The sequence below is a fragment of the Candidatus Protochlamydia phocaeensis genome, from assembly GCF_001545115.1.
Lineage (GTDB): Bacteria > Chlamydiota > Chlamydiia > Chlamydiales > Parachlamydiaceae > Protochlamydia_A > Protochlamydia_A phocaeensis.
Genome location: NZ_FCNU01000011.1, coordinates 82903 through 106425, shown reverse-complemented (window position 1 = coordinate 106425; position 23523 = coordinate 82903). Strand labels below are relative to the sequence as shown.

Annotated in this window: 23 protein-coding genes; 14 read left to right on the top strand and 9 right to left on the bottom strand. The window is 41.5% G+C overall.

Going from position 1 to position 23523, the window contains the following annotated elements:
- Window positions 1-94 precede the first annotated feature (94 nt).
- Together BN3769_RS04220 and BN3769_RS04215 are read right to left on the bottom strand one after the other, a co-directional pair.
- Window positions 95-1177 (bottom strand): LptF/LptG family permease, encoded by a 1083-nt coding sequence (locus BN3769_RS04220; protein ID WP_068467911.1) that lies wholly within the window; start codon window positions 1175-1177, stop codon window positions 95-97.
- Complete coding sequence (locus BN3769_RS04215) at window positions 1177-2328, bottom strand: LptF/LptG family permease (protein WP_079989405.1); 1152 nt, start codon at window positions 2326-2328, stop codon at window positions 1177-1179. The genes BN3769_RS04220 and BN3769_RS04215 overlap by 1 nt, the downstream gene beginning before the upstream one ends.
- Before the next feature lie 96 nt (window positions 2329-2424).
- Here BN3769_RS04215 and BN3769_RS04210 point away from each other — a divergent pair, with 96 nt between their 5' ends.
- The 4 genes from BN3769_RS04210 to BN3769_RS04195 all read left to right on the top strand — a co-directional run bounded on the left by BN3769_RS04210 (window position 2425) and on the right by BN3769_RS04195 (window position 8286).
- Window positions 2425-2766 carry a DUF4339 domain-containing protein gene (locus BN3769_RS04210; RefSeq protein WP_068467909.1) on the top strand — a complete coding sequence of 114 codons (342 nt, stop codon included), beginning with the start codon at window positions 2425-2427 and terminating at the stop codon, window positions 2764-2766.
- 9 nt (window positions 2767-2775) lie between these two features.
- The gene (gene tilS, locus BN3769_RS04205) at window positions 2776-4143 is read left to right on the top strand and encodes a tRNA lysidine(34) synthetase TilS (protein WP_068467906.1); all 1368 of its coding nucleotides are present in this window, start codon (window positions 2776-2778) and stop codon (window positions 4141-4143) included.
- A gap of 274 nt (window positions 4144-4417) precedes the next feature.
- Complete coding sequence (ftsH, locus tag BN3769_RS04200) at window positions 4418-7180, top strand: ATP-dependent zinc metalloprotease FtsH (RefSeq protein ID WP_068467904.1); 2763 nt, start codon at window positions 4418-4420, stop codon at window positions 7178-7180.
- Between the two features lie 494 nt (window positions 7181-7674).
- The gene (locus BN3769_RS04195; RefSeq protein WP_154017818.1) at window positions 7675-8286 is read left to right on the top strand and encodes a hypothetical protein; all 612 of its coding nucleotides are present in this window, start codon (window positions 7675-7677) and stop codon (window positions 8284-8286) included.
- Window positions 8287-8513: 227 nt separating this feature from the next.
- Here BN3769_RS04195 and BN3769_RS04190 read toward each other — a convergent pair whose 3' ends face one another.
- Window positions 8514-9260, bottom strand: a complete 747-nt coding sequence (locus tag BN3769_RS04190; protein ID WP_068467900.1) for a glycosyltransferase family 2 protein — start codon at window positions 9258-9260, stop codon at window positions 8514-8516.
- 6 nt (window positions 9261-9266) lie between these two features.
- Window positions 9267-10013, bottom strand: a complete 747-nt coding sequence (locus BN3769_RS04185; RefSeq protein ID WP_068467897.1) for a glycosyltransferase family 2 protein — start codon at window positions 10011-10013, stop codon at window positions 9267-9269.
- A gap of 156 nt (window positions 10014-10169) precedes the next feature.
- Between BN3769_RS04185 and BN3769_RS04180 the strand changes: the two genes are divergently transcribed.
- Genes BN3769_RS04180 through BN3769_RS04175 form a run of 3 tightly spaced genes read left to right on the top strand, consistent with a single transcriptional unit; the run spans window position 10170 to window position 11040 of the window.
- Window positions 10170-10376 carry a hypothetical protein gene (locus BN3769_RS04180; RefSeq protein WP_154017817.1) on the top strand — a complete coding sequence of 69 codons (207 nt, stop codon included), beginning with the start codon at window positions 10170-10172 and terminating at the stop codon, window positions 10374-10376.
- On the top strand, window positions 10357-10533 hold the full coding sequence (locus BN3769_RS14675; RefSeq protein ID WP_154017816.1) for a hypothetical protein: 177 nt from the start codon (window positions 10357-10359) through the stop codon (window positions 10531-10533). Before BN3769_RS04180 ends, BN3769_RS14675 begins: the two co-directional genes overlap by 20 nt.
- A 51-nt stretch (window positions 10534-10584) precedes the next feature.
- On the top strand, window positions 10585-11040 hold the full coding sequence (locus BN3769_RS04175) for a regulator of G-protein signaling domain-containing protein (RefSeq protein WP_068467893.1): 456 nt from the start codon (window positions 10585-10587) through the stop codon (window positions 11038-11040).
- Window positions 11041-11094: 54 nt separating this feature from the next.
- Here BN3769_RS04175 and pnp read toward each other — a convergent pair whose 3' ends face one another.
- The 4 genes from pnp to BN3769_RS04155 form a co-directional block, all read right to left on the bottom strand.
- Complete coding sequence (gene pnp, locus BN3769_RS04170; protein ID WP_068467891.1) at window positions 11095-13185, bottom strand: polyribonucleotide nucleotidyltransferase; 2091 nt, start codon at window positions 13183-13185, stop codon at window positions 11095-11097.
- A 491-nt stretch (window positions 13186-13676) separates the two neighbouring features.
- Window positions 13677-13946, bottom strand: a complete 270-nt coding sequence (gene rpsO, locus BN3769_RS04165; protein WP_068467889.1) for a 30S ribosomal protein S15 — start codon at window positions 13944-13946, stop codon at window positions 13677-13679.
- Between the two features lie 590 nt (window positions 13947-14536).
- On the bottom strand, window positions 14537-15628 hold the full coding sequence (locus BN3769_RS04160; RefSeq protein WP_079989404.1) for an inorganic phosphate transporter: 1092 nt from the start codon (window positions 15626-15628) through the stop codon (window positions 14537-14539).
- A gap of 47 nt (window positions 15629-15675) precedes the next feature.
- The gene (locus BN3769_RS04155) at window positions 15676-16365 is read right to left on the bottom strand and encodes a DUF47 domain-containing protein (protein WP_068467886.1); all 690 of its coding nucleotides are present in this window, start codon (window positions 16363-16365) and stop codon (window positions 15676-15678) included.
- A 163-nt stretch (window positions 16366-16528) separates the two neighbouring features.
- On the opposite strand from BN3769_RS04155, the gene BN3769_RS04150 reads away from it, so the two are divergent.
- Window positions 16529-18688 (top strand): protein kinase domain-containing protein, encoded by a 2160-nt coding sequence (locus BN3769_RS04150; RefSeq protein ID WP_079989403.1) that lies wholly within the window; start codon window positions 16529-16531, stop codon window positions 18686-18688.
- 6 nt (window positions 18689-18694) lie between these two features.
- Here BN3769_RS04150 and BN3769_RS04145 read toward each other — a convergent pair whose 3' ends face one another.
- On the bottom strand, window positions 18695-18964 hold the full coding sequence (locus BN3769_RS04145; protein ID WP_068467882.1) for a hypothetical protein: 270 nt from the start codon (window positions 18962-18964) through the stop codon (window positions 18695-18697).
- 204 nt (window positions 18965-19168) lie between these two features.
- Between BN3769_RS04145 and BN3769_RS04140 the strand changes: the two genes are divergently transcribed.
- From BN3769_RS04140 to prmC, 6 genes are all read left to right on the top strand, one after another.
- Window positions 19169-19852 (top strand): hypothetical protein, encoded by a 684-nt coding sequence (locus tag BN3769_RS04140; RefSeq protein WP_068467880.1) that lies wholly within the window; start codon window positions 19169-19171, stop codon window positions 19850-19852.
- Window positions 19852-20364 (top strand): tRNA adenosine(34) deaminase TadA, encoded by a 513-nt coding sequence (gene tadA, locus BN3769_RS04135; RefSeq protein WP_079989402.1) that lies wholly within the window; start codon window positions 19852-19854, stop codon window positions 20362-20364. Before BN3769_RS04140 ends, tadA begins: the two co-directional genes overlap by 1 nt.
- Window positions 20357-20629, top strand: coding sequence for a hypothetical protein (locus tag BN3769_RS04130; RefSeq protein WP_068467877.1), 273 nt, complete (start codon window positions 20357-20359; stop codon window positions 20627-20629). Before tadA ends, BN3769_RS04130 begins: the two co-directional genes overlap by 8 nt.
- Window positions 20630-20952: 323 nt before the next feature.
- Complete coding sequence (locus tag BN3769_RS04125; RefSeq protein WP_068467875.1) at window positions 20953-21285, top strand: type B 50S ribosomal protein L31; 333 nt, start codon at window positions 20953-20955, stop codon at window positions 21283-21285.
- A 154-nt stretch (window positions 21286-21439) separates the two neighbouring features.
- Window positions 21440-22516: a peptide chain release factor 1 gene (gene prfA / locus BN3769_RS04120; RefSeq protein ID WP_068467872.1), complete on the top strand. Its 1077-nt coding sequence runs from the start codon at window positions 21440-21442 to the stop codon at window positions 22514-22516.
- Window positions 22513-23364, top strand: a complete 852-nt coding sequence (gene prmC / locus BN3769_RS04115; RefSeq protein WP_068467870.1) for a peptide chain release factor N(5)-glutamine methyltransferase — start codon at window positions 22513-22515, stop codon at window positions 23362-23364. Before prfA ends, prmC begins: the two co-directional genes overlap by 4 nt.
- Window positions 23365-23523: the final 159 nt, after the last annotated feature.

The following is a 23523-nucleotide window of genomic DNA, read 5'->3' as shown; positions in this document are numbered from 1 at the left end:
AAATCAAAGAATATGTAGCAGGTTACCTATGCTAAAAGGCTTGAATATAAAAAACAAGCAATAACGTAATTGGGAATAGTTTTAATCTACCCTCTTAATGCATCTTGGCAAACCGCCAGCCAAAGAAGCCAAAAACCGTCAAAAAAGGAAAGCCAATGGCTATCAAAGGGGGCAGCACTTGCCGTTTTGCAATCACTTGAGCGGCGTCCATGAACATATAAAAGGCAATTAAACCGAATAAGCAGCAAACATAAATAAAAAAAATGGGAAGCTGGCGAGAAAAACGCACGCAGGAAGGGGCCGGCGCTATAATGGCTAGGATGCAAAGCCAGGGAAGGATTAGCTTCCAATAGAAAGAGGTGAGCATTTTGCTTTCTTTCTCATTCGCATCAGGAGATAAATTTGGAAATTGGTCGATTAATTCTTTGATAGAAAGAACGTCGGGATCCAAAATAGTCGATTGCAGGATTTCCGGATTAAAGCGCATGTCAGGAAAATCAAGTGTTTGATAAGCGTGCTGTTGAAGCAGCTCTCCAGAGGGCTGCCGGATGAAATGATCCACAAAATATCCGATAGGAGGCGCTGTATAAGGCGATAGGTATTTAATGCGGTAAAGGTTGTCGATGGATTGAATCCAATAAGCGTCAAAAAACTGCTCTTTTGCCGTATCGTAATTTTGGAATAAAAGCAAGGAACCATCTTCCAAGATGACATGTTGAACGGCCATAGCAGGGACGTGGCGGTGTTTTTGGCTTTTGGTCGCATCTTCAATACGCCTTAGCTTTTTTAACGCATCCGGCAATAGAAATTGCTCATTCAGAAAGAGAAGGATCGTGCACACCAAACCGACAAATAAAAAGGGCCGCATGAGAGTTTTAAGCTTAATTCCTCCCGCTAGTAAGGCGACAAGCTCTTGATGGGCGTTTAACTGACAGACGGTTTTGATAAAGGCGATTAATAAGGCAAGGGGAATGAGGATTTCGGCCCGGCTTGCGAAGACAAAAAGGTAGTAACGGGCCAAATCTTTCCAGAGAATTTGCACTTGATGATGGGGAAGGGCGCTGGTGTGGCTGGCATAGTCAACCAAGACATAGAATCCGTAGAAACAAATTAAAAACAAGAAGAAAACTTTAATGAATTCTTTTAAAAAATAGCGCTCCCAAATCGTTCTAAACATTATTCTATTCCTTTGCTGACTCGATTGAGAACAAAAATTGAAGCGGCAATGATGATGAGATGGGGCACGAGGTAAAGACTAGAAGAAAGAGACAGATTCTGGTCCACTCCTTTGGCGACAAAAAAAGCGATCAGGTAAAACGTTGTCAGTCCAATCGGCATATAAAGGCTGCGGTAATGCCGCCTGCGGCTAATATTGATTCCAAAACAAGCCCCCATCAAAGTAAAGCTAAAAACAGCGATGGCGATAGAAGAGCGTTTAATAATTTCTGCAAGGCTGCGATTGAGCTGCGCTTTTGCTTGCTTAAGCTGAGGGGCGTCCGCCTTTTCCTTTTTCGCTTGCTCTAAAGCGCGCGTTTGTTCTTTGATGCGTACCAGCAATAGAGGAAGTTGAAGATAATCGTTATTAATGGTCCATACTTTTTTTTGTAAAAGCTGGGAAAAATCTTGGACATGCGTAATAGACTCTGCCATATTTTCGACAAGGAGATTGTCAAAGCCTTCTGCCGCTTCACCGGCTGAACCGGTTAAGAGCGTGACGCCTTGTCCAATGAAGAGTGTGGGAGATGCTTTTAAATTTTGGGCAATGAGCAGGTTTATGCGTTGATGATGTTTATTGGGGATGGCTAATACAACATCGGATGCCGATTCTCCTACTCGGGACGCTCCTAGAGCTTCAAAATACAGGCCTTTCAAGCGCATGAGATGTTTATTGTGCAAAAGCAATAAAGGATTAATTGAGCGGAGCTCGCTTTTTAATAAATTAGCCTGAAGGTGAGAGCGCGTAGCTAGCTCGGACACCACCCAAAAATTGAACACCGCTAAAAAAGCGGATGTCAATAGAATGGGAGCGATGATATCGCGAATGGCAAATCCGCTTGCCCGAAGCGCTGTCAATTCATGCGTATTAGATAGCCGTTGAATGAAAAGCAGTGCGGCAATCAAGCAAGATAAAGGGAGGGCAATAGGTAAAATATAGGGAATCTGATAGAGCGTAAAGAGAAGGATGTAAGCAAGCGGTGCTCCTAAAGCGGCAAAGTGCGCAATTTCATCCAGCCGCATCGTCAGTAGAATGGCTATAAAAGATAAGACGCAAGCAGCAACGATCTTTAAAAAATGTCCAATCGAATAGCGCCAAAGAATAGGCATCATATTAATCTAAATCCAATTATTTAAGCATAAATAGAGTAAATAATGGACGGATTTGATACAATCAAACAATTGCTGGTATAAGATAGCGAGATCAAAATGAGTCGAGAATGGTATATCCTAATCCAGAATGAGAGGGCCGGGCCTTATAGTATCCAGGAACTCAAAATAGATGAAAGGATCACTCCCGATACGCTTGTCTGGAAAGAGGGATGGAAAGACTGGCTGGCTATGCGATTCGTGCCTGAATTAAAGGAAGTTTTTGAGGATAAGCCCGAGTCCAAGCCCATTTATGAAGATATCAAGCCAAAGCCTTTATCTGCAGACCTCATGCAAGAGCAAGAAGCATTGACCTTACAGCAGGATCCCTATCAGCTTTTTCTTTGGATTTTACTTTTCATTCTTATCCTGATTTATCTATTCTATCAATTTAATAAGTAATTTTTTGATATGCCCATTGTTGAAACAGTTAGTGCTTTCCTCAATCGTTATTGTTCTGTAGAGGAACCTCTTCTATTGGCTTTTTCTGGTGGCCCGGATTCTCTTTGCTTGTTCTACAGCCTATTAGCATGCCAGAAAATCCGTCCTTTTGTTTTTCATGTGGCTCATGTCGATCACGGTTGGCGCCCGGGGAGCGGACGGGAGGCCGAGTATTTGCGGCAGCTAGCCAGCCAGCACGGGATTCCGTTTCATTTAACAACGCTTCAGCCTGATTCCATGCAAGGAAATCTCGAAGCCGCTTGCCGGGATGCTCGTTATCGATTTTTCAATGCGCTCTGCCAAAAATATGGTTTTCAGGCAGTGATGCTAGGACATCAAAGCGATGATCAGGCAGAGACAGTCCTTAAGAGAATCTTCGAAGGATCCTATTGGCGAAATTTATCCGGACTTAAAGAAGAAACCCGAAGGCAGGGAATGCGCCTTCTGCGTCCGCTTCTTCCGTTTTCCAAGACAGAAATTTATGCTTTTTTGAATGCCTATCCTTTTAAAGGATTTGAAGATCCCACAAATCAAGACGAGCGTTTTCTTCGCGCGCGCATGCGGCAGAGTATGATTCCTTGGCTAAATGAAATGTTTGGGAAAAATGTGCAAAATGCGCTCATTGACCTGGCGCATGATATGCAAGACATGAATGCTTATTTCGATCAGCGTCTAACCCCTCTTTTATCACAGGTGAGACGTGGCCCTTGGGGAATATATGTCGATTTAAGCCAAATGCCAATGACTTCTGTAGAAGTAAAATATCTAGTCCGCCGTCTTTGCGAACAAGAAGGATTTTTCTTATCGCGCCCGCAGATAGAAGCGGCGGCTCAAGCTTTTTTGATCGGAAAAGCGAATCAATGCTTTGAAATGGGAAAGCGGCGTATGTGGATTGATCGCAAATGCCTATTTTTAATCTCTTCTCTCGATGAGGTTTGGAAAGAGAGCTGCTTGATTGAACCTGGAATGGCCTATTCGAAAGGGAAATGGCAGATAGAATCTTTCCTTACAAAAGATCATTCTGTTACCCATGCCTCATCTTGGAAAGAGGCCTTGCAAGGAAAAATAGAAATTAAATTGCCAGTCGGCAATTATGTGCTTCAACGCTCCTCCTCCTCCTCACAGGCCGCTTATCAGGGGCAGATTTCTTTGAATAAGTGGTGGGGGCAGCATAAGGTGCCGGCTTTCTTAAGGCAAGCCTTTCCGGTCATTTGGCAAGGGGCTTGCGTTTTTCGGGAATTTTTAAGCGGCAAAAGCGTTTGCCCTGCTCTTCCCGATCAAACTTATCTGACTTTGCGCCTGACGTACCAGTCTCGGCAAAACGACGATCACTTTTAATTTATCAAGGAAAGATAGCGATTTAAATTAATGACTCTCTGAAGTTTATAAAAGTAAAAGAAAAGTTTAGCGTCAATTTAAAAGATGGTGTAAGTTTTTTCTTTATTTTAAACGCAAGAAAAGTCAAAGAAAGGAAGAGAGAAGATATGAGGTAATAGTTGAAAGCGAATGTCTCCTGTGATACAATCAATAAATCAATATATGCAACTTTAATACGGCCTAGTTCTATCACTTAAGATAGCGAAGGGATCGTGAAATTGAATGTTAGGAAATTATGCCAGACGATAACAAGCAAGACTTTAAGAAAGGGGTGTCAAACAGCTTTGTTTGGTTCCTGATGGCCGCTTTTTTGTTTGCCCTAATGGTGCAAAATTTTATCGATACTAAGTTTGCTAAAGTTTCCTTTAGTTATCAGCTCGAACATCTTGTCAATCTTCAGCTCTTGCAGCCAGAAGAGAGCCGAAAGATTGCTTTGAATGATAATTTAGTCACGTTTAGTGGAAAGTTTAGAGAACGCTTAACGGAAGAAGGAAAAAATCGTTATAAGTACTTAGAGCTTCTCAATGCCAATCATGAATTGAAATCTGAACAGGCTCGTGTAAGAAATGATTTAAAAAATATTAAGTCTAAAATTGTCGATTCTTCGACTTTATTCTTACAGCTAAGCGGACTGCCTTTACCTAAAGGGGGGTATGTCGTTGTTGATGATTTATATAACACTCCCGACGAAGACCATAGTGTTATCATAAAAAATCTGCCAAAGTCCTCCACTGAGAGCTTGGCTGCGCTTCAATCTGAATTTCTAGAAGTTCGCAAGAATCCTTCCGAAGAAGCTGTTAAGAATCTTGGGAACTCCATTAGCGATTTGTTGAGAAGTTTCCGTTCTCCTGCTTTGGGGATTGGATCGGAAACAATTAAGCAGACGTTAAAGGGGATGGATAGAGAGCTTGCGGATGTCAGCTCCTCTGCTATTCCTCCAGCTCAAAAATTAAGTGCGTATGGCCATACATTGGATGGCTTGCAAGCGATCGTTACTGATCTTAATCAAGAAGAGGATCACGTCCGCTTGTCAAAATTACGCAGCGTACGCAATTACAAAGAGATGCTCGATGAGTATAATCAAATCAATACGCGCTTGGATGACAACCAAATCCAGTTGGATAAAGCCCGTCAGTCTGTTGCGAATGTGATTTGGTATTTCAATAATCAAGAGCTCTCTACCCGCTCTTTAGAAAAGCAAGATCCAGAAGTATTTGGCCAGTGGTTTGCCAAGGCTAAAGAAGAATGGACCAATTTTAATCAAAATCGCGGCGGAATTTTTAGAGCGCCTGACCAGCCTTTAAATGATGTATTGGAAAAAACTTTTAAGAGTGAAGAGCCATCGCCCAATTACTTTAGCTATCTCTTCACCATGATGCCCGTTTTGCTGGTCATCCTCGTTCTATACTTGATATTTGCAAGACAGATGAAGGGAATGGGCAATACCGCCATGAATTTCGGCAAGTCTCCTGCCCGTTTATTGAATAAAGGTGATAATAAGATTACCTTTAAAGATGTAGCTGGGGTAGATGAAGCGCTGGAAGAACTGCAAGAAATTGTCGAGTTTTTGAAGAACCCTCAAAAATTTACTTCTTTGGGCGGCCGTATTCCAAAAGGCGTATTATGCATTGGTCCCCCAGGGACTGGAAAGACCTTGATTGCCAAAGCCGTGGCAGGCGAGGCCGATCGCCCCTTCTTCTCTATCTCCGGTTCGGACTTTGTGGAGATGTTTGTCGGGGTAGGAGCTAGCCGTATCCGCGATCTTTTTGATCAAGCTAAGAAAGCAGCTCCTTGCATTATCTTTATGGATGAAATTGATGCGGTTGGACGTCATCGTGGCGTAGGGATTGGCGGTGGGCATGATGAACGTGAACAGACGCTGAACCAGCTTCTCGTTGAAATGGACGGTTTCGATACAAACGAAGGCGTCATCTTAATGGCTGCAACCAACCGTCCCGATGTATTGGATAAAGCCTTATTGCGCCCTGGTCGCTTTGACAGACGTGTTGTCATCGGTCTACCCGATATTAAGGGGCGTTTTGACATTTTGAAGGTGCATGCACGCCGTATTAAAATGGATCCGTCGGTCGATTTAATGGCTATTGCGCGCAGCACGCCTGGTGCTTCGGGCGCCGATCTGGCCAATATTTTGAATGAGGCGGCCTTGTTAGCAGCCCGTAAAGGCCGTACAGCCGTGACATCTCAAGAGACGATCGAAGCGCGCGACAAGGTCTTATATGGCAAAGAGCGCCGTAGTTTGGAAATTGATGAAAATGAGAAGAAAACGACAGCCTACCATGAGTCTGGCCATGCAGTGGTTGGATTGGTTGTCAAAAGCGGAGATCCGATTGATAAAGTGACGATCATTCCGCGCGGCATTTCTCTCGGAGCAACGATGTTCTTGCCTAAGAAAAACCGCGTCAGCTATTGGAAGCATGAATTGCATGATCAGCTAGCTGTTTTAATGGGCGGCCGCGTGGCAGAAGAAATCTTCGTTGAGGATATTTCAAGCGGGGCTCAACAAGACATCGAAAGAGCGACTCAACTAGCCCGCAGCATGGTTTGTAAGTGGGGAATGAGCGACAAACTTGGCGCTGTTGCCTATGATGAAGGGCATGACAATAATCAGACTGGCTATGGATTTGGAGATTTTCATGAAAAGAATTACTCCGATGAAACAGCTAAGGCTATTGATGCAGAGGTGCGCCGCATTTTAGAGGAAGCCCATGAAACAGCTCGTAAGATTATTTTAGAATATCGCGAGCAAGTTGAACTGATGACGCAAATGCTCATTGAATTTGAGACATTGGACAGCGAAGATGTTCAGGAAATTGTCATTAAAAGAAATTGGGATATTACTCGTAAGAGAGAACGGCTGAAGCGAGCTGCGGACTTACATAAAAAAGAGCCTGCCGCGACGCCGCCGCCACCTCCTCCTAAAGAAGCAAATATGCCTAATTCTGGCCCGCTTTCCAATTCTTTAGGTCTTTCTTCCTAAACTCACTTCTTTGGCCCTAGCTTTTGCTAGGGCCTCAAAATTTTTCAAGCAATTCCTTTTAAATCCGTTTTAAGCAGCTTAATCATTTAGATGCCGTTTCTTATGCAAGACAGTCGATTGCTATGAAATTTATCTGGGCAGATCCACCGCCTTTTCTTCTTTAGGTTGTGTGCTACGCTATGATGAAATGGACATTTGGCTATTGAGCAAATTGTAAGGCATAGATGAGCTATCCTTTCCTCCTGTTTAGTCCTCTTGTCGTTGCTATCGGTTGGGTTTTCGGTTTCATTCACAATTCTCGGGAACCCTTTCTAGGATACATTCAGGAATGATGTAAGCAATAATGATTTGTTTAACGAAATTTAAACATTGTCGTAATGCACATGGAGAACACTAATTGTAATGATTTGCAATAAATGATGGATTGAATTATGGATGGAATTAAGGGCTTTAAATCTATATTTGAAGCACCTTATCCTACAAAGGAGGATCTTATGTCTATCAATTTTTCTCCCGGATCTTTAACTTCCTATCCTTTAATTCCTGGAATTGTAACAAGAAGGTGTGCAGATAGCCAGGAAGGGCTAAATGAAGTGCTTAATGATTTATCTTGGGAGTTAAAACATTTAACGCTCATCACGTGTGAATGGATTAATATTGCCAGGAAAGATGGAGTGAACGTGCAAACGCAGATAGATAAAATTAAACAGACTATTCTTGATGCCCCCTCTATATGGGATCCGCATCAGAGTCCGGAAATCATTTATAGACATCAATTGACTGTAAGGGGATTTTATTGCAGCCAAATTATTCGCAAAATTACAAAGCATCACATTCTTCAAACAATCAAACAGGCGCGGCAAATACCGGCGCTTCAATCCCAACTAGGGTTGATTGACGGTTGTGAAAAATGGCTTCTGAAAAAATTGCCAGGAAAATTTGTTAAAAACCCAAGCGAAATGGCGACAGACTGCCGCGGCCTTTTAGAAAAATTGGAGGAAATGAAGGGAAAGGTCTTAAAGCGCGCGGGCATTTCTCTTGCAGAGATTAATTTTCCTAATCCAATGCATCAACAAGGCCAAGGTGGACAAGATCCTGTAAATTGAATTTCTCTAATTTGAAGGAGAAGAAAGCATAGTGAAGCGTAGAAGGGATGAATATTCCATTAATATGCTTTCTTCATGAGCTCTAGGACGTCCCCTAAATTGCTACTATGCATTTAGGGACGCGTCCTAGGCATTGGCAATAACTGTAGCGATCCCATTTAGGGTCAATAGAGGACAGAAAAAGGGAGAAAGATCTTTTTCCAAAATCGGGTGATTGCTTTTCCTTATTAAAAAATCCTCTTATAATGAGGCTTAGAGCGGATGTAATCAGTCGCGATGATTTGCTCTTTGCGATTGATCTTGTAATCGCTTAACGGATTGACAATATTATAAACATACAAGAGATCGGGTACAAAGCGGACTTTATAACCAGCCATTTCTAGCATGGGGTACATCAAGGCTTTGTCCCATGAAACACGAAAATATTCACCTGTCTGCGGGTCGCGCAAATCTTCATCTTTAATCTCTCTAAATAAGCGATATTTATAGGTCTTCAAGTGGCCAAAAATATCCACAATTTCCCTGTATAATTGCTGCTCGATGACAATTTCTGGAATGGGAAGGGCATAATTCATCTTGATGCAATTTGGCGGATAGGTTTGAAATTGTCCCCAAGTCAAATAGACGTCTTCTTCCGTATAAATCTTATCTAGTTTTTCTAGGACATGCTCATCATATAGCCAATCATCTCCATCTAGCATGACGATGACATCGTCATCTTGACAGTTCAAGCTATGGATTGCTTCGACTATTCCGGCTAGCGCTCCTTCATTTTTAGTATGAAAAATAGACTTCCATTGATTCCTCTGACAGAATTCGGAAATAATTTCCCGTTGTTTTTCCAAAGTCGAGCAATCATCAATGACGCAAACCTGGTAATTTTTATTTGTTTGGCTTTCTATTGAAGCAAGCGTTTTTGGAATAAAATTGACGCTATTAAAAGAAGGGACCACAATTTTAAATTGACCTTTCATGCTTTTTTACCTGAGAGGAGGATATTTGGTACGAGATTTAATATAGAGTTCTTCGAAATATTGCTCATCGCGATTAATTTTATGATCGTTCAAGGGATTTTCGAGATTGTAAATGTAAAGAATCTTGTCAATAAAGCGAATATGCCGCCCAGCCATTTCAAGCAACGGATAAAAAAGTGCCCGATCGCTTGTGACCATATAATAATTGCCTTCTCCGTTGCGCAAATCTTCATCTTTTACTTGCTTCCAAAGAAAATATTTGAAAGTTTTTGGGTGATGAAAGACCCATCTAATATGTCTGTACAGTTGTTTTTCAATCACTTCTTCTCCAATGGGGGCTGCATAAGTAATATTAATGCAATCCTTTGGATACGTCTCAAAAGATCCATAAGTGAGATAAACATCAGGAGATTGATAGGTATCGGCAATAATCTGCAAAGCTTGGTCATTGGCAAGCCAATCATCTCCATCGATAATGACAATCACATCCTCGTCTTGACAATCTAGCCCATTAATGCCATCGATGATGCTTACTAAAGCCCCTTGATTATGGGAATGAAAAAGTGCGCGCCAAGAAGAATGTCTTTGGCAAAATTCTTCAATAATTTGACGCTGTTGAGGAATGGTAGAGGCATCGTCGACTATACAGACATCGTAAGCCTTGAAAGTCTGCGTTTCAATTGAATGCAAAGTCTTGGGAAGATATTTAACGCTGTTGAAAGAAGGGATAACTATTTTTAAACGGCCTAACATAGATTTTAACAATCAAATTTTTTTTTAGAATCAATGACATTAAAAAAAATAGCAAGCTATTTTTCAATAGAAAATATTTTTGTAGTATAATGATATTGTAGGATTTTTTTTAAAATAAAAAAGAATCTTTTTCAAAGATTTATTTTGAGGTTATGTATGAGTATACATAGCGATATGAATATTGGAGCGCATCGTTTATATAAGGATTCCCCGCAGCAGCCACCGTCAGTTAAGTCCACTTTCATCTCTCAAGAGGAGATAGTCAAGGACGGTCAAATAGAGCCAGAAAAAGCGGCTCAGGCAGTCGCCTCGCATGCGCCTGCGACTCATAAGACGCTCATTTTTGTTTCCCGCTTTTCCTGAATTAGACGCATTAAAGCGGGGGCTTCAGGACTTGGTTAATAAAGCGCTTTCTAGTTTAGTCAATGCGTTGGGATTAACGCCTCAAGCTAGAGCCGCAAAGTCTCTAAAAGGCTTGGAAAAGCTAGAAATTCCTAAAACGGAAGTGGGGTCTTCTTAAGTCTCTGAAAGTAAAGGGAAAACCTATAAAGGCAAGCAGCTTGCTGAGAAAATGATAGCCTTTCAAACAAAATATAAGGATGTTCTGGCAAGTGATCCTGCCTTAAAAGAAAAATTTGATCAAGTCTGTCAAAAACATGGAAGAAGCTTTAATTTTGCCCTTTCTTTTCCACCTATGAAACAAGCGTATGCCGAATTTATAAAAGGGGAATGTTCTTCGGAAACCTTGTCTTTTTATGACATTGTTAACGAATTTAAAAAGAACCCCACTTTGCAAAAGGCAAAAGAAATCAGGCAGAACTATATAGAAGTTCCAGACGATAGTCCTTTTATCGAAATTAATATTCCAGGCGCAACAAAGAAGGATTTATTAGAGGAATTAGACAAAGGGGGTGTGCCATCAAGCGGAGTTTTTGACAAAGCTCAAGCAAAAATCTACGACCTTATGTTGACCGATTCTTTTGTGAGATTTAAGAAGAGCGGATCGTTTAAAGAATTTACGTCTTGATTTTTTCTTTAGTAAACAAGGGAAGCCTTGCGCTTCCCTTGCTAAATATTGCAATTAACCGCCTAAAGTGGCCTTGCGGCTTAACTTGATTTGGCCACGTTCGTTGATATCGAGAACCTTTACCGTGACGATATCCCCTTGCTTGACATAATCTGCCAAATTATTGATGCGGCTGACATCAAACTCGGAAATATGGCAGAGCCCTTCTTTACCGGGAAGAATTTCGACAAATACGCCGAAAGGAGCAATGGAAGTCGCCTTGCCGGAATAAATTTTTCCAATTTCAATTTCTGCAGTTAGGCCATGGATAATGGCCTTAGCTTTTTCAATGCTCTCCAAATCGGCGGCAGCAATGCTGACTAAGCCATCGTCATTGATATCAATTTGAACGCCTGTCTGCTCAATAATGGCGCGAATTTGCTTACCGCCCGGACCGATAACCGTTGCAATTTTGCTAGGCTTAATTTGAACGGTTTCAATGCGGGGAGCATAGCGGGACATTTGTTCTTTATATTTTGGAACAACTGAGAGCATCTTATTGAGAATGTGGACACGGCCATCTTTGGCTTGTTGAAGAGCTGCCCGCATAATCTCAATTGTAATACCTTCTACTTTAATGTCCATTTGGAAAGCAGTAATGCCTTGCTGATCGCCTGTTACTTTGAAGTCCATGTCGCCTAAAGCATCTTCGATCCCTAAGATATCGGATAAAATAATATAGCGATCATTTTCCAAAATCAGCCCCATTGCTATTCCAGCAACTGGACGTTTGATAGGCACACCGGCATCCATTAAGGCCAAGCATCCACCGCAAACAGTAGCCATAGAAGAAGATCCGTTAGATTCTGTGATATTGGACTCAAGGCGGATTGTGTAAGGGAATTGCTCCTTAGGCGGTATCAAGGCCATTAATGCCCGTTCAGCTAGCTTACCATGTCCAATTTCCCGTCTGCCTGGAGCTCCCAGACGTCCCACTTCTCCTACGGAGAAAGGAGGGAAAAAGTATTGCAAATAGAAGCGCTGGCTACCTTCTCCTTCGAGATCTTCATAGCGCTGTGCCATGCTCTCGCCGCCAAGCGTACACACGGCGAGGGCCTGTGTTTCGCCTCGCGTAAATAGCGAGCTTCCATGGGCACGGGGAAGCATGCTTTGTTCGATGTCAATAGGGCGAATCTGGGTAGACTGGCGGCCATCCGATCTTAAATTCTCATTTAAAATCATGCGGCGCATCATTTTAGATGAAATCTCTTTCAAGGCATAAGTCACGTCTTTTTCCGGATATTTTGGCTCTTCTCCCGCTGGCAGGAAGGCTTCTTTGACGGCTTGCGTAACTAGTCCTAAAGATTCTTCGCGTTTCTTCTTCTCGCCGATGCGCAAAGCTTGTTCTAATAGGGGAGCGGCAATCTTTTCGACGTCTTCATAAAGCTCTGCAGGAAGCTTGCGCAATGTTTCGCGATTCTTTGGTTTGCCCACTTTGGCTTGCCACTGACTTAAAGCGTGGCAAATTCCCTTGATCGCCTGATGCCCTTGCTCAATGGCTTCCAATACCTGCTCTTCGGTTAGGAAGTCGCAAGACCCTTCAATCATGAGAACGGCATCTTCCGTTCCAGCCAGCATAAGGTCCAATTTGGATTTTTTCTGCTGTTCCACTGTGGGATTGACGATAAATTGCCCATCGCTGAAGCCTACTCGGACAGCGCCGACGGGTTTAATTAAGGGGATATCTGAAATGACAAGGGCTGCCGACGCACCGCAGATCGCCAATGGATCGGGAGAATGCACACCGTCATATGACCACACATAAGACAGAACCTGAACTTCGTTGTAGTAGCCCTCTTCAAACATGGGGCGCAAAGGACGGTCAATCAAACGGGACACTAAGATTTCGCGTTCTGCGGGACGTCCTTCTCTTTTAATGAAACCGCCTAAAGTTTTTCCTGCAGAAGAGAATTTTTCCTGATAATCTACACGAAGAGGTAAGAAATCGGTAGTGGGATCAGCATTGGGAGCCGCGCATGCGGTGGAAAAAACAATGGTTTCGCCACAGCGAACAATCACCGCTCCGCCAGCTTGACGTGCGATTTTACCGGTTTCCAAGGTAATTTCTTGTTCGCCAACTGAAATAGATATAGTTTCACGTTGCATTGAGTAAATCTCCATAAAGTAAAAGGGTATGGGAGGTCATCTTAAACCTCTTAAATGAATAGCGGCTTGAGCTTATTTTTATTTAGGATAATCAAACATAAGCGAAGCCGAATGGTCCAACTAGTTAGCTTTTCTTCTATAAATATGAAGCGAATATTATTCTTGACTTCTCTTATCGAATTTTGAAGAAACTTGAAAGTTAGAAAAGCTCAGCCTTGTTTAACTGGCTATCTATCTATACCTAATAAGACCTATTTGTACGAGCAAGACTTTTATTTTTTGCAAAATTTAAGTCTATTTGCCGGGTTTAAAAGAACTCTTACCTTTAAAAGGAGAAAATAGAACTCAGAAAGCACACTTTAAAAAACTAAAAGAATATTTAAAGAGGGTTTTCTGATTTCTATAACCTTTTATTAGGAAAGATTCTTTTTGCGCTTAAGAGAAAGGGGCAGCTTTTGGCTGCCCCTTTCTCTTATCATATTAAAGCTTAATCATCTTCTAAGCTTTAACTTATTGATTAACGTTTGATAACGTTTTGTGTCTGTTGAGTTTAGATAATCGAGTAGACGACGTCTTTGACCGACTAATTTGAGAAGCGCCAAGCGAGATCCATGATCCTTTGGAGATCTTTTTAAGTGCTCTGTCAATTCCGTAATGCGCTCTGTCAAAATAGCGATTTGGACGTCGGCTGAACCGGTATCTTTCTCATGAAGCTGAAATTTTTTTGTAATTTCTTCTTTGGTACCTTTGTCTAGTGACATTCAGGAATCCCCCGTAATTTAGAAGCCGAAAAAAGGCTATGTTTGATAGTTACTTATTTTTGTAGATTGCTGATATAATGATAGCAAAAACTCGATTTAATGGCAAGGAAAAGTAAGATCCTATGCATACGGGAGAACAATTGAAAAAAAAAGTCTATCTAATTGCAAAGGGTATTTCTAAAGCCGCCGGCTTTTCATAAAGGAAAAAGTTTTTTATTTAAGTTGTTAATAACTAATCAAATAGAGTGATGATTTAAACGCCTGAGCATAGGCTATACAACCTGGATGGTATGATGATGTTTTTTAAATTTAATTTTTTTTCTGCTTTTTACTACTGCATTTTTACTGTTTAATCTGTTTATTATAAATCTTTTATAGTTAGAAAGTTAAAAGATCTTCTTAAGAAACGATTAAGCAGAGTTCTTAAAATTACCACTGATCTAGATTCGAGTTTCCTAGCGAAAATATCTGAGTAAAGGGACCGTCCCTTCTAGGGAAAAGAATGCGAATCTACGCCATTAGCCGGGCTAATATCCCTTCTAAGCAACGAATCTCTTTCTTTTTAGATTATCGAGTGATTTTTCGAAAAGCTAGATTTTAAAGCGGGACATTTTCCAATTAGAAAACCCGTACAAAAATAAATCATAGATATAAACGACGCCTAAGAAGAGGAAGATCAGGATTGGCAAGCCCGCCAATTCAAACGCTTGAAGCATAAAGGCTGAGAAATAAGCGATAATGCCGCAAACAGGAAAAGTCATTACCCAGGCTGCAACAATGGAAAAAAAGACATTCCAGTGCACTAATTTTTTGTGGCGGGCAAGCCCAACACCAATGATGGCTGTATTTATGGTGTGGGTTGTGCTAAGAGGAATGCCGAAAAAAGAAGCAAGCAGAATAGTAGAGGCTGCCGATGTTTCGGCTGCAAAGCCTTGATAGCTTTCTAAATGGACAACTTTAAATCCAACCGTTTTAATGATGCGCATTCCTCCTATTGCTGTTCCACATCCCATTGTAAGCGCACAAATTAAAATAACCCAGTACGGCACGTAAAATGTAGAGGAAAGGCCTGCAATAAGTAAGGCAAGGCTAAAAGCCCCCATAAATTTTTGACTGTCATTAGATCCATGGCTATAAGCCATCAAAGAAGAGGATAAAAGCTGAAGGCGCATAAAAGTTTTTTTTGCTGAAGCGGGATGGGAGCGGGAAAAAAAAGATTGAATGAACTTTGCCAAGATCCAGCCGCCTAACGCCCCTAGCATAGTAGAAAGAAGAAGGCCGATTAGCACCTTAGCCCATCCTTCCCATATAAGGGCAGAAGGACCTGCCAAAGCCAGGCCTGCCCCTGAAAGGCTAGCCACAAGGGCATGCGATTTGCTCATGGGCAGTCCAAAGCGCCAAGTAAAAAGGCTCCAAAAAATGATGGCTAACATGGCCGCACCCATTGAGGTTAAATTAATCGCCTCAGGCTGGACAATACTCTTTCCAATTGTTGTGGCAACAGCTGTTCCAGAAAAGGCCCCCAATATATTAAGCGTGGTTGCAAGGATAAGCGCTATTCTTAGCGATAACGTACGCGTAGAAACCACAGTAGCAATGGCATTGGGGGCATCTGTGCAGCCATTTAAAAATTCTGCAACCAAAATTAATAATATGACGACACTAAGCAGAAGAAAATCCATAGACAAGGCTTCCTCCTAGCTAAGGCTATGATGGGTTGATATACGCTCTAAGAGTATTTCACGACAATCTGCTCAGCAATATTGGCGCAATCTTCTATTTTATCCGTCACGACTTCGAGAGTACGGTAAATTTCGCTCCAAGCCAAGTAGTTCGGTAGATCCACTTCCTGCCTTTTTAATTGAGAAAAAAGCTTTTTAAGCGCTTCTTTCTTAAGATCGTCGGCCCGATTCTCCACTTCATGCGCTTTTACGCATTTAGTTAAAATAGCAGAGGCATGCTGAGAAGGGGATTTGAGAAGAGAGCAAATATCTACGAGCGTTTGAGTTCCTTCCAAGATCAATAGGGCAAATTCAGAGGCAAAGGGCATGGTAGCATCGAGCTCATAGATCTCTGCAAAGGATTCCGCCGAATCATCAATATAATCGAGCACATCGTCTATTGTTTTTGCAAAAGCTAAAATATCTTCATGATCAATCGGAAGAATAAAACCTTCGGTATTCATTTGCTGGATAACAGAGTGGGTCAATTGATCGCCTGCATGTTCAATGCCTTTAATCTTTTTTGCGATGGAATGCGCTTCAGCCGGATGGAAAAAAAGATCAGCTAAACATTCAGCAGCGGAAAGCGTTTCTCTTGCCTGCTCTTCAAAATACTCAAAGAAAGATTTTTTGCTCTTGCGCCAGAAAAACATAGTTACAACTGATTGGAACGCCTTGGAAAGGGTCTTCAAATTCATAATGTCACCTTAGAATAAATTAAATTTTATTCATAGCTAATTGTAAGTTATATAGTTGTTTTATTTATTTAGTTAGTTTGTTTAATTTTTTTTATTTAAAAACGTTATTAATTTATTAATTTATGATATAATTTAATTAAGGTAATAATTAATTGGTGTTTTTATGGGTATGGAAGTTAATAGGCAGGGCGTAATAGGTCAGCTTGGGGTTTCTTCCTTGGAGACGCCAGCTAAGGGGGCCGAGCTAGAACAGGCAGGTAAAGCCAATGGACGCATGTTCAGCCGATTAAGCGCTGGGATCAAAGATTTTTTTGCAAAAATTCAAAATTTATTTACTAGTTCCGTCTCCAAGCGGGAAGCTCTTGCTCCTCCTCCAGGGGTTGAAACGCATAATGTTGATCAATTAACTAATGAAATTAACGAGTTAATGCATTCAACAATTTCTAATTTTGACAACTTAAAAGAGAAAGATTTCGCTGCAATTCAGCAAAAAGTGACAGCCTTTAAAGCGGCGGTTGAATATTTAGCTGAGAAGGGGAAAATAGATTTTAACGAGAAACTTAATTTAAATAATCGATTAAGGACAATAGAAGATACGTTGAATCCTCCCAAGTCCGAAAGCTTTTCTATTCCTGAAGAATTGAAAAATGCGCGTACCCCTCAAGAGGTACGCGATATACTTGCAAAATTAGAAGATGTCGATGGGGGAGAAGATGTCGATGTAGAAGAAGATATAGCACATGAAACAAACCAGTCTTCTGTCAAGCTAGAGGCGAAAGCAGAGAAGTCTAAGGCTCAAGAATCTGTTACACCCGAAGCCAAAGTTTATACTAATGCGGACGAGCTTCAAACGGCAGTCAATATGTTTGTTATGGATACCAATTCGCAGGAACCGGAATCTCTTTCTCCGGCAGAGAGAAAAGGCATTAATCAGCAATTGCAAGACTTGAGGGCAGTAGTCAAAGATTTAGATAAAAAAGGGAAGCTGGAATTCAATGAGAAATTAGTATTAGAACGTAAATTGCAGGACGTTGCTGATTTTTTGACGCCTCCAAAGCATGAGAGCTTTTCTCTTCCTAAAGGATGGGAAAATGTTCGCTCGCCTGATGATGTGCGCAAAAAGCTTTTAGAAGAAGAACAGTTAGAAGAAGCGAATGCCGAGGATGTCCAATCTGGAATGGAAAAAGAAATCCAGCAAAAGAAAGAGCAGCTCACGGATTCGGGGGTTAGCCCAGCAGAAAGACTGCGAATTCAAAAAGAGTTGAAAGTTGAAAATGAGGCATTGAAAACCACTCAGCTTCATCCTTATGAAAAGATTGCAAAGGGAAAGGCAAAACAAGTCTGGAAATCGCAGGTTGATCCCAATCATGCTTACTTTACTCCCGTGAAGGGGACTTTTGAAAAAGTGTTTAAGAGCAAGCAAAAAGAAATTCAAGAGGAAGTCCAGACAGCGAAGGTGATACAGGGCGAGCTGGACAAGAAGGGAGTGGTAGGAGAGTCCAATTTAGCGCTCAGTATGCAAGAAGTCAAAAAAGAAGATAGAATCGAAGGGCAATATACGGTTAAAACAGACAAAGCGCAGGGAGATTTGGACAAGCTTACGAATCAGGGCAAGATCAAATTCCCTCAGAGTGCAGACATTGGCTTGCAAGTGGCTAGAGGCATGATGCATTTGCATAAGGCCGGCTATGTGCATGGAGACAGCAAAACAGAGAACGTTCTCGTATACGAGCAAGATGGAAAAATCACAGCAAGAGTATCGGATTTTGGTAAGACGAAGAAGTTAGAAAAGGATCAATCTGTCATGCATACGGGTAATCCACGCTTTGCTGCACCGGAAGGGAGATTAAGCCAGAAAGCAGAAGTATATGGCACAGCTCTTATGATTATTCGCACCCTTGAGGGAGAGATTTTGACAAAGGGGAGAGAGATGCTTATCGCACCTACCAATGAGGATAAGTCGGCTAAAGTAGGCGAAAAGCGTCGAGGAGTGGAAAAGTTTTTGATCGTTAATAAGGATTGTCCTCAATCCGAGGTCACCCATCTTAAAGGAAAAATCGACGTTTATGGACGCTCTCTCAAATTGGCTGCCGGGGGATCTGTTGGAAATTTGGCTCCTGCCGAAAGAGAAATTCACAAATATATTGATGCGCTTACTCTAGAATTAGAGAAGAGATATCCTGAAAAAAGCGGGGAAATTAAAGATTTAGGCGTTCTTCTTAAAGCAATGACCCTGTCAGATCCTGAAATTAGGCTAGATATGAGCAGGGCTGTAGAAACATATGAAAAAATTATGAACGATATGTCTTTATCTACACCGTAAGCTAGCTTAAACTTTGGTATCTAAAATGACTTCAATGTAGTCAGGGAACTTTTTTGAGTTATCTTTTCGCATGACGACTTTGAAAGGAATGGTGATATTTCCCTTATATTTTTCCATTTGAAGCTCATCCCAAATTTTCCCTTTTAGCTCATCTGTCACGGGGGCGTTTCGATATTTTTTTAAAAGCTCTTGAATGTAGGCCTGCTCCTTTCTTCGGATAATCTCAATGTCATAAAAAGGATGTTCTTCTTCGCTATGAGGAGAATGAGAGTGCATAAGCTGTGAAACTCCGCTATTGTTCAAAAAAATAAAGCCTATTTTTCTTCTTTCTTAGAGAAAAAAGATTTCTTCAACAAGATATTCTCTTTCATTTTTTCTTTATCCTCTGCATCTTTGCACAGGAAAGCATGCTCTGTCTTGCATTTATCTTTTCCGGCATGTTAAGTTAAGAGTCCTTTATCTTAACTTGTAGGATCTATTATGTATAAAGACGCTAGTTACAAAGAAAAATTTGCCGCTTTAGCCGATTGGCTTCCCTCTATCATTGATTCAGTGAAGAAAGATCTCAAAAATGAACACTTAAAGAAAGACTTTGTTTTCGTTAAAAAGTTTTTCCCCTCTAAGAATTTCAATAAGTTGACTAATGAAGACCTGACAGAGGCTTATCAAAAAGCGATAGCCGAAGAAGAAAAAGGGGAAGAGATTGCAGAATTTGTCACATCCCGTTGGTTGATCAAGCATGGCGACCTTTATGAGTTCTTTGAAACGCGTTTAACTCAAATCAACCCCAATTTCAGCGAATTGGAAGAATTGACTTCCGCACAAGCTCACTCCTTGATGGAAGAAGCTATTCGCGAATTCGGCGCTCCGCAAACCTATCTTTTCGCAGTTCTCAATTCGGTTGTCTTTCCCGCTGATACTTTTAAACAATTAGAAAAGCGGGCAAAGCAAGAAAATCAGCAGCAAGTGGAGCAAGCGCAGCTCGATGCCGAAAAAATGACGATGGATCAAGTTAAAAAGGAATTTGAAAGAGAGATTGCGCGTTTAACTGATAAATATGAGAAAAAACTTGCTGGATTGCAAAAAAAATATCTTACTGATGTGGAAGGTTTAAAAAAGCAAATAGCCCAATTGCAACGCAAATTGCATGAAAAGGCTTCTTAATGTCTTTTCCTTGGCGCATTGAACCTCAAAACGATGATGAGCGCTTTATGCTAGAAGCTCTTAAGGAGGCTTGGAAGGCTTTTAAAGCAGATGAAGTCCCTGTAGGAGCTGTCTTGGTAAAGGACAATCACATCATTGCTCGAGGATATAATCAAGTCGAAATGCTCAAAGATGCCACTGCCCATGCTGAAATGCTTTGTCTGACAGCAGGGGAAGTGGCCCTAGATAATTGGAGATTGTCTCAAGCCACCCTTTATTGCACTATTGAGCCTTGTAGCATGTGTGCCGGCGCTATGCTATTGACTCGTATCCATACCCTTGTTTGGGGAGCGCCTGATATTAGGCATGGGGCCAACGGAAGCTGGGTAGATTTATTTTCACCCATCCATCCCACTCATCATATTCAAGTGCGCAAAGGCATTTTACAAGAGGCCTGTGCCCAAATCCTAAAAGACTTCTTCCAAATGCAGCGAGAAAAAAAATCGTCAAAGCGGAAAATAAGCCATGAATGAACAGAAGGCTTCCTGGGAAGAGATCGAAAGAATAGTGGAAGAATTAATAGAGGGGCAAAAAGGCAAGCTTTTGCAATGTGGAAGGCGTCTCGTTCCCTATTTAACTCCAGAGGATCTCCTCCAACCTAATGATTTCCCCGAATTGGAGTATCATCCCTATTTTCGCTATGAAGAAGGATTGCTGGCCGGACTGCAATCCGTTCAAATGGCCCTATGGGCACTTAAAAAATCTTCTATCAACCCTCTTGATGAAGTTAAGTCTTAAAATAACCTTGTACTAAACATCTAAATAGACTTAATCCGAGGGCTTGCCTTTCCCGCTTCCCTAGCTTTATTCCTAAAAAATATATGATAATTTAAACCTTGATTGACTATAATAGCTTTTAGGTAAACAATTAATAATTGTTATTTAATTTAATTCGATTTGTCGAGAAGCCGTTCGGCTTATCGAGGTTTTCCCTTACCTATTTATAAAAATGGTTGTTTTTTTTAGAAGAAAGCCTTATCATAATGGGTTTTCATCTAGTCAATAAAGTTTTAAAGAGTGAATAGATATTTTAATTAACGTATCTCTTGAGGAGTCCTATAATGAAGAAGAATGCACATCCGCCTTATCAGCAAGTTTTATTTGTCGATTCCGCCTCTGGCCATCGATTTGTGTGCGGATCTACTTTACAAACAGAAGCAAAAGAAGTTTTCAACGGTGTCGAATACCCTGTTAGCTATCTTTCTATTTCTTCTTCTTCTCACCCCTTTTTCACAGGCAGCAAGCAGCTTGTAGACTCAGAAGGGCGTGTTGAGAAGTTTAAGAAGCGTTTTGAGCGCAAGAAAGAAGCTGGAGCTGATCAGCAAGAATCCAATGACAGCGGCAAACAAGAATCTGAAAAGAAACCTGCTGTTAAAGCGGCTAAAAAGCGTTAGAGCAATTGATCTTAAAGAGGCTTTTGAAAAGCAGGAGTCTCTTTATTTTCATTTAACGTAGCCCACGCTTAATATTCTCTTTTGCTTTGGCTTGTCTAATTTTTTTAATCGACATATGCATTCATTAATTTCATTTACATAAAGAAGATCTGCCATGGAAAAAAAAGTGCAACAGCTTCTAGAACGTTTATCAGAAGTCGAGGAAGTGCTAGGGCAGCCTCATGTGTATGATGATCAAAAAAAATACCGGGCTTTAACTCAAGAGCATGCTTATTTAAACGAACTAAAAGCGGCATGGGAAGAAAAAAAACGTTTGCAACAGCAAGTCGTGGATAATGAAGAGCTGCTCAAAATTGAAAAAGACGCTGAATTTGCTGAAATATTAAGAGAAGATATTCAGCAATTGGAAAAGCGGGTGGAGGATTTGCAAGCGAAGATTGAAAATCTATTAGTGCCGCCCGATCCTCTTGATCATCGCCCGTCTATTTTGGAATTGCGAGCGGGAACAGGCGGAGATGAAGCGGCTCTCTTTGTAGGCGACTGCGTCCGCATGTATAAGCTGTATGCCGACCGCAGCGGGTGGCGTTATGAGCTTTTATCCTGCACGCCTTCCGATTTGGGTGGATTTAAAGAATATATCATGGTTTTAGTGGGGCCGAATGTCCACCGCTTCCTTCAATATGAGGCCGGGACTCATCGCGTGCAGCGCGTTCCCGAGACAGAAGCGCAAGGACGCGTACACACTTCTGCTATTACTGTTGCTGTTTTGCCTGAACCCGATGAAAATGAAGAAGTCAATTTAGACGATAAGGATTTGCGAATCGATACCTATCGCTCTTCAGGAGCGGGAGGCCAGCACGTCAATACGACAGATAGCGCCGTCCGCATCACCCATATCCCCTCTGGAATTGTCGTATATTGTCAAGAAGAGCGCAGTCAGCATAAGAACAAAGACAAAGCGATGCGCCTGTTAAAAGCGAAAATAGCTGAGATCGAACAGCAAAAAAAACAACAAGCCATGGCGAGCGCGCGGGCAATGCAGGTTGGATCGGGAGACCGCTCAGAACGCATTCGTACCTATAATTTTCCGCAGAATCGCATTACCGACCACCGCATCAACCTGACTAAATATAATTTGGATCAGGTCATGGAAGGGGACTTGGACGAAATTACATCGGCTTTGGTGGCGTATTTTCATCAGGAAAAATTGAAGGGTTCCGAAGAGGAATGAAAGTGATTGCTGAGGCATTGCAGATTTTAACGCATGCACTAGAAAAGGCTGCTTCAATTCCTTATGCGCGCCGCCAGGCTGAAGAAATCCTGTGCGATGTCCTCTCTTGTGATCGATTGTCCCTATATATCAATAGCCGACACCCTCTAAAGAGTGAGGAGTGGGCGAATTGCCAGGCTTATTTGGCTAGGCGTTTAAAGGGGGAACCCTTGGCTTATATTAAGGGAACAATTGAGTTTTATAACTGCTTGATCCATGTCAATCCTTCTGTTTTGATTCCGCGGCAGGAAACGGAAATCCTCGTCGATAAAATCGTGCATATCCTGTCTAAAGAAGACCTTAGGGGAAAAACATTGTGGGATGTCTGTTGCGGATCGGGATGCATAGGGATTGCCTTGAAAAAACGCTTTCCTCTTTTGCAAGTCGTATTGGCGGATCAATCCAAAGAAGCTCTGGAACTGGCATCTTATAATGCCAATGAAAATAAAGAGGATGTTGTCTGCTTGCAGGGAGATTTATTAACTCCCTTTCAAGGGCAAAAAACGCATTTTTTTGTTTGCAATCCGCCTTATATATCCGAGCAGGAATTTGAACAATTGGATCCCGACGTACGTGAGTTTGAGCCCAAGCTTGCCCTGTTAGGAGGCGTGTCGGGAATAGAATTTTATGAAAGGCTGGCCAAGGAGCTGCCGGTTTATCTCCACCCTCATAGCAAGGTTTGGTTTGAGATTGGCTACAATCAAGGGGAAGCGGTTCAAGCGCTTTTTAAAAGCCCTCCTTGGAAAAATCAACATTTAGAAAATGATTGGGCGGGGCATAATCGCTTCTTTTTCCTTGAAAATGAATGATTTTTTGAGTATTCTATTTTCATTTATGAATTTAAGCCGAAGAACCTGTTCTCAAAATTCATAATGGCTTAGATTCGAAAGTGTTTCTCTTTAGTAGGCAAACTAAAATCGCGGGGCATATTCACTCAATATTGTCCCGCGATTTTAGCTTGCCTAATA

Excerpts from the sequence above, each read along its gene's own strand:
- BN3769_RS04220 (WP_068467911.1), bottom strand. The coding sequence starts at position 1,177 with ATGTTTAGAACGATTTGGGAGCGCTATTTTTTAAAAGAATTCATTAAA.
- BN3769_RS04215 (WP_079989405.1), bottom strand. The coding sequence starts at position 2,328 with ATGATGCCTATTCTTTGGCGCTATTCGATTGGACATTTTTTAAAGATC.
- BN3769_RS04210 (WP_068467909.1), top strand. The coding sequence starts at position 2,425 with ATGAGTCGAGAATGGTATATCCTAATCCAGAATGAGAGGGCCGGGCCT.
- tilS (WP_068467906.1), top strand. The coding sequence starts at position 2,776 with ATGCCCATTGTTGAAACAGTTAGTGCTTTCCTCAATCGTTATTGTTCT.
- ftsH (WP_068467904.1), top strand. The coding sequence starts at position 4,418 with ATGCCAGACGATAACAAGCAAGACTTTAAGAAAGGGGTGTCAAACAGC.
- BN3769_RS04195 (WP_154017818.1), top strand. The coding sequence starts at position 7,675 with ATGTCTATCAATTTTTCTCCCGGATCTTTAACTTCCTATCCTTTAATT.
- BN3769_RS04190 (WP_068467900.1), bottom strand. The coding sequence starts at position 9,260 with ATGAAAGGTCAATTTAAAATTGTGGTCCCTTCTTTTAATAGCGTCAAT.
- BN3769_RS04185 (WP_068467897.1), bottom strand. The coding sequence starts at position 10,013 with ATGTTAGGCCGTTTAAAAATAGTTATCCCTTCTTTCAACAGCGTTAAA.
- BN3769_RS04180 (WP_154017817.1), top strand. The coding sequence starts at position 10,170 with ATGAGTATACATAGCGATATGAATATTGGAGCGCATCGTTTATATAAG.
- BN3769_RS04175 (WP_068467893.1), top strand. The coding sequence starts at position 10,585 with ATGATAGCCTTTCAAACAAAATATAAGGATGTTCTGGCAAGTGATCCT.
- pnp (WP_068467891.1), bottom strand. The coding sequence starts at position 13,185 with ATGCAACGTGAAACTATATCTATTTCAGTTGGCGAACAAGAAATTACC.
- rpsO (WP_068467889.1), bottom strand. The coding sequence starts at position 13,946 with ATGTCACTAGACAAAGGTACCAAAGAAGAAATTACAAAAAAATTTCAG.
- BN3769_RS04160 (WP_079989404.1), bottom strand. The coding sequence starts at position 15,628 with ATGGATTTTCTTCTGCTTAGTGTCGTCATATTATTAATTTTGGTTGCA.
- BN3769_RS04155 (WP_068467886.1), bottom strand. The coding sequence starts at position 16,365 with ATGAATTTGAAGACCCTTTCCAAGGCGTTCCAATCAGTTGTAACTATG.
- BN3769_RS04150 (WP_079989403.1), top strand. The coding sequence starts at position 16,529 with ATGGGTATGGAAGTTAATAGGCAGGGCGTAATAGGTCAGCTTGGGGTT.
- BN3769_RS04145 (WP_068467882.1), bottom strand. The coding sequence starts at position 18,964 with ATGCACTCTCATTCTCCTCATAGCGAAGAAGAACATCCTTTTTATGAC.
- BN3769_RS04140 (WP_068467880.1), top strand. The coding sequence starts at position 19,169 with ATGTATAAAGACGCTAGTTACAAAGAAAAATTTGCCGCTTTAGCCGAT.
- tadA (WP_079989402.1), top strand. The coding sequence starts at position 19,852 with ATGTCTTTTCCTTGGCGCATTGAACCTCAAAACGATGATGAGCGCTTT.
- BN3769_RS04130 (WP_068467877.1), top strand. The coding sequence starts at position 20,357 with ATGAATGAACAGAAGGCTTCCTGGGAAGAGATCGAAAGAATAGTGGAA.
- BN3769_RS04125 (WP_068467875.1), top strand. The coding sequence starts at position 20,953 with ATGAAGAAGAATGCACATCCGCCTTATCAGCAAGTTTTATTTGTCGAT.
- prfA (WP_068467872.1), top strand. The coding sequence starts at position 21,440 with ATGGAAAAAAAAGTGCAACAGCTTCTAGAACGTTTATCAGAAGTCGAG.
- prmC (WP_068467870.1), top strand. The coding sequence starts at position 22,513 with ATGAAAGTGATTGCTGAGGCATTGCAGATTTTAACGCATGCACTAGAA.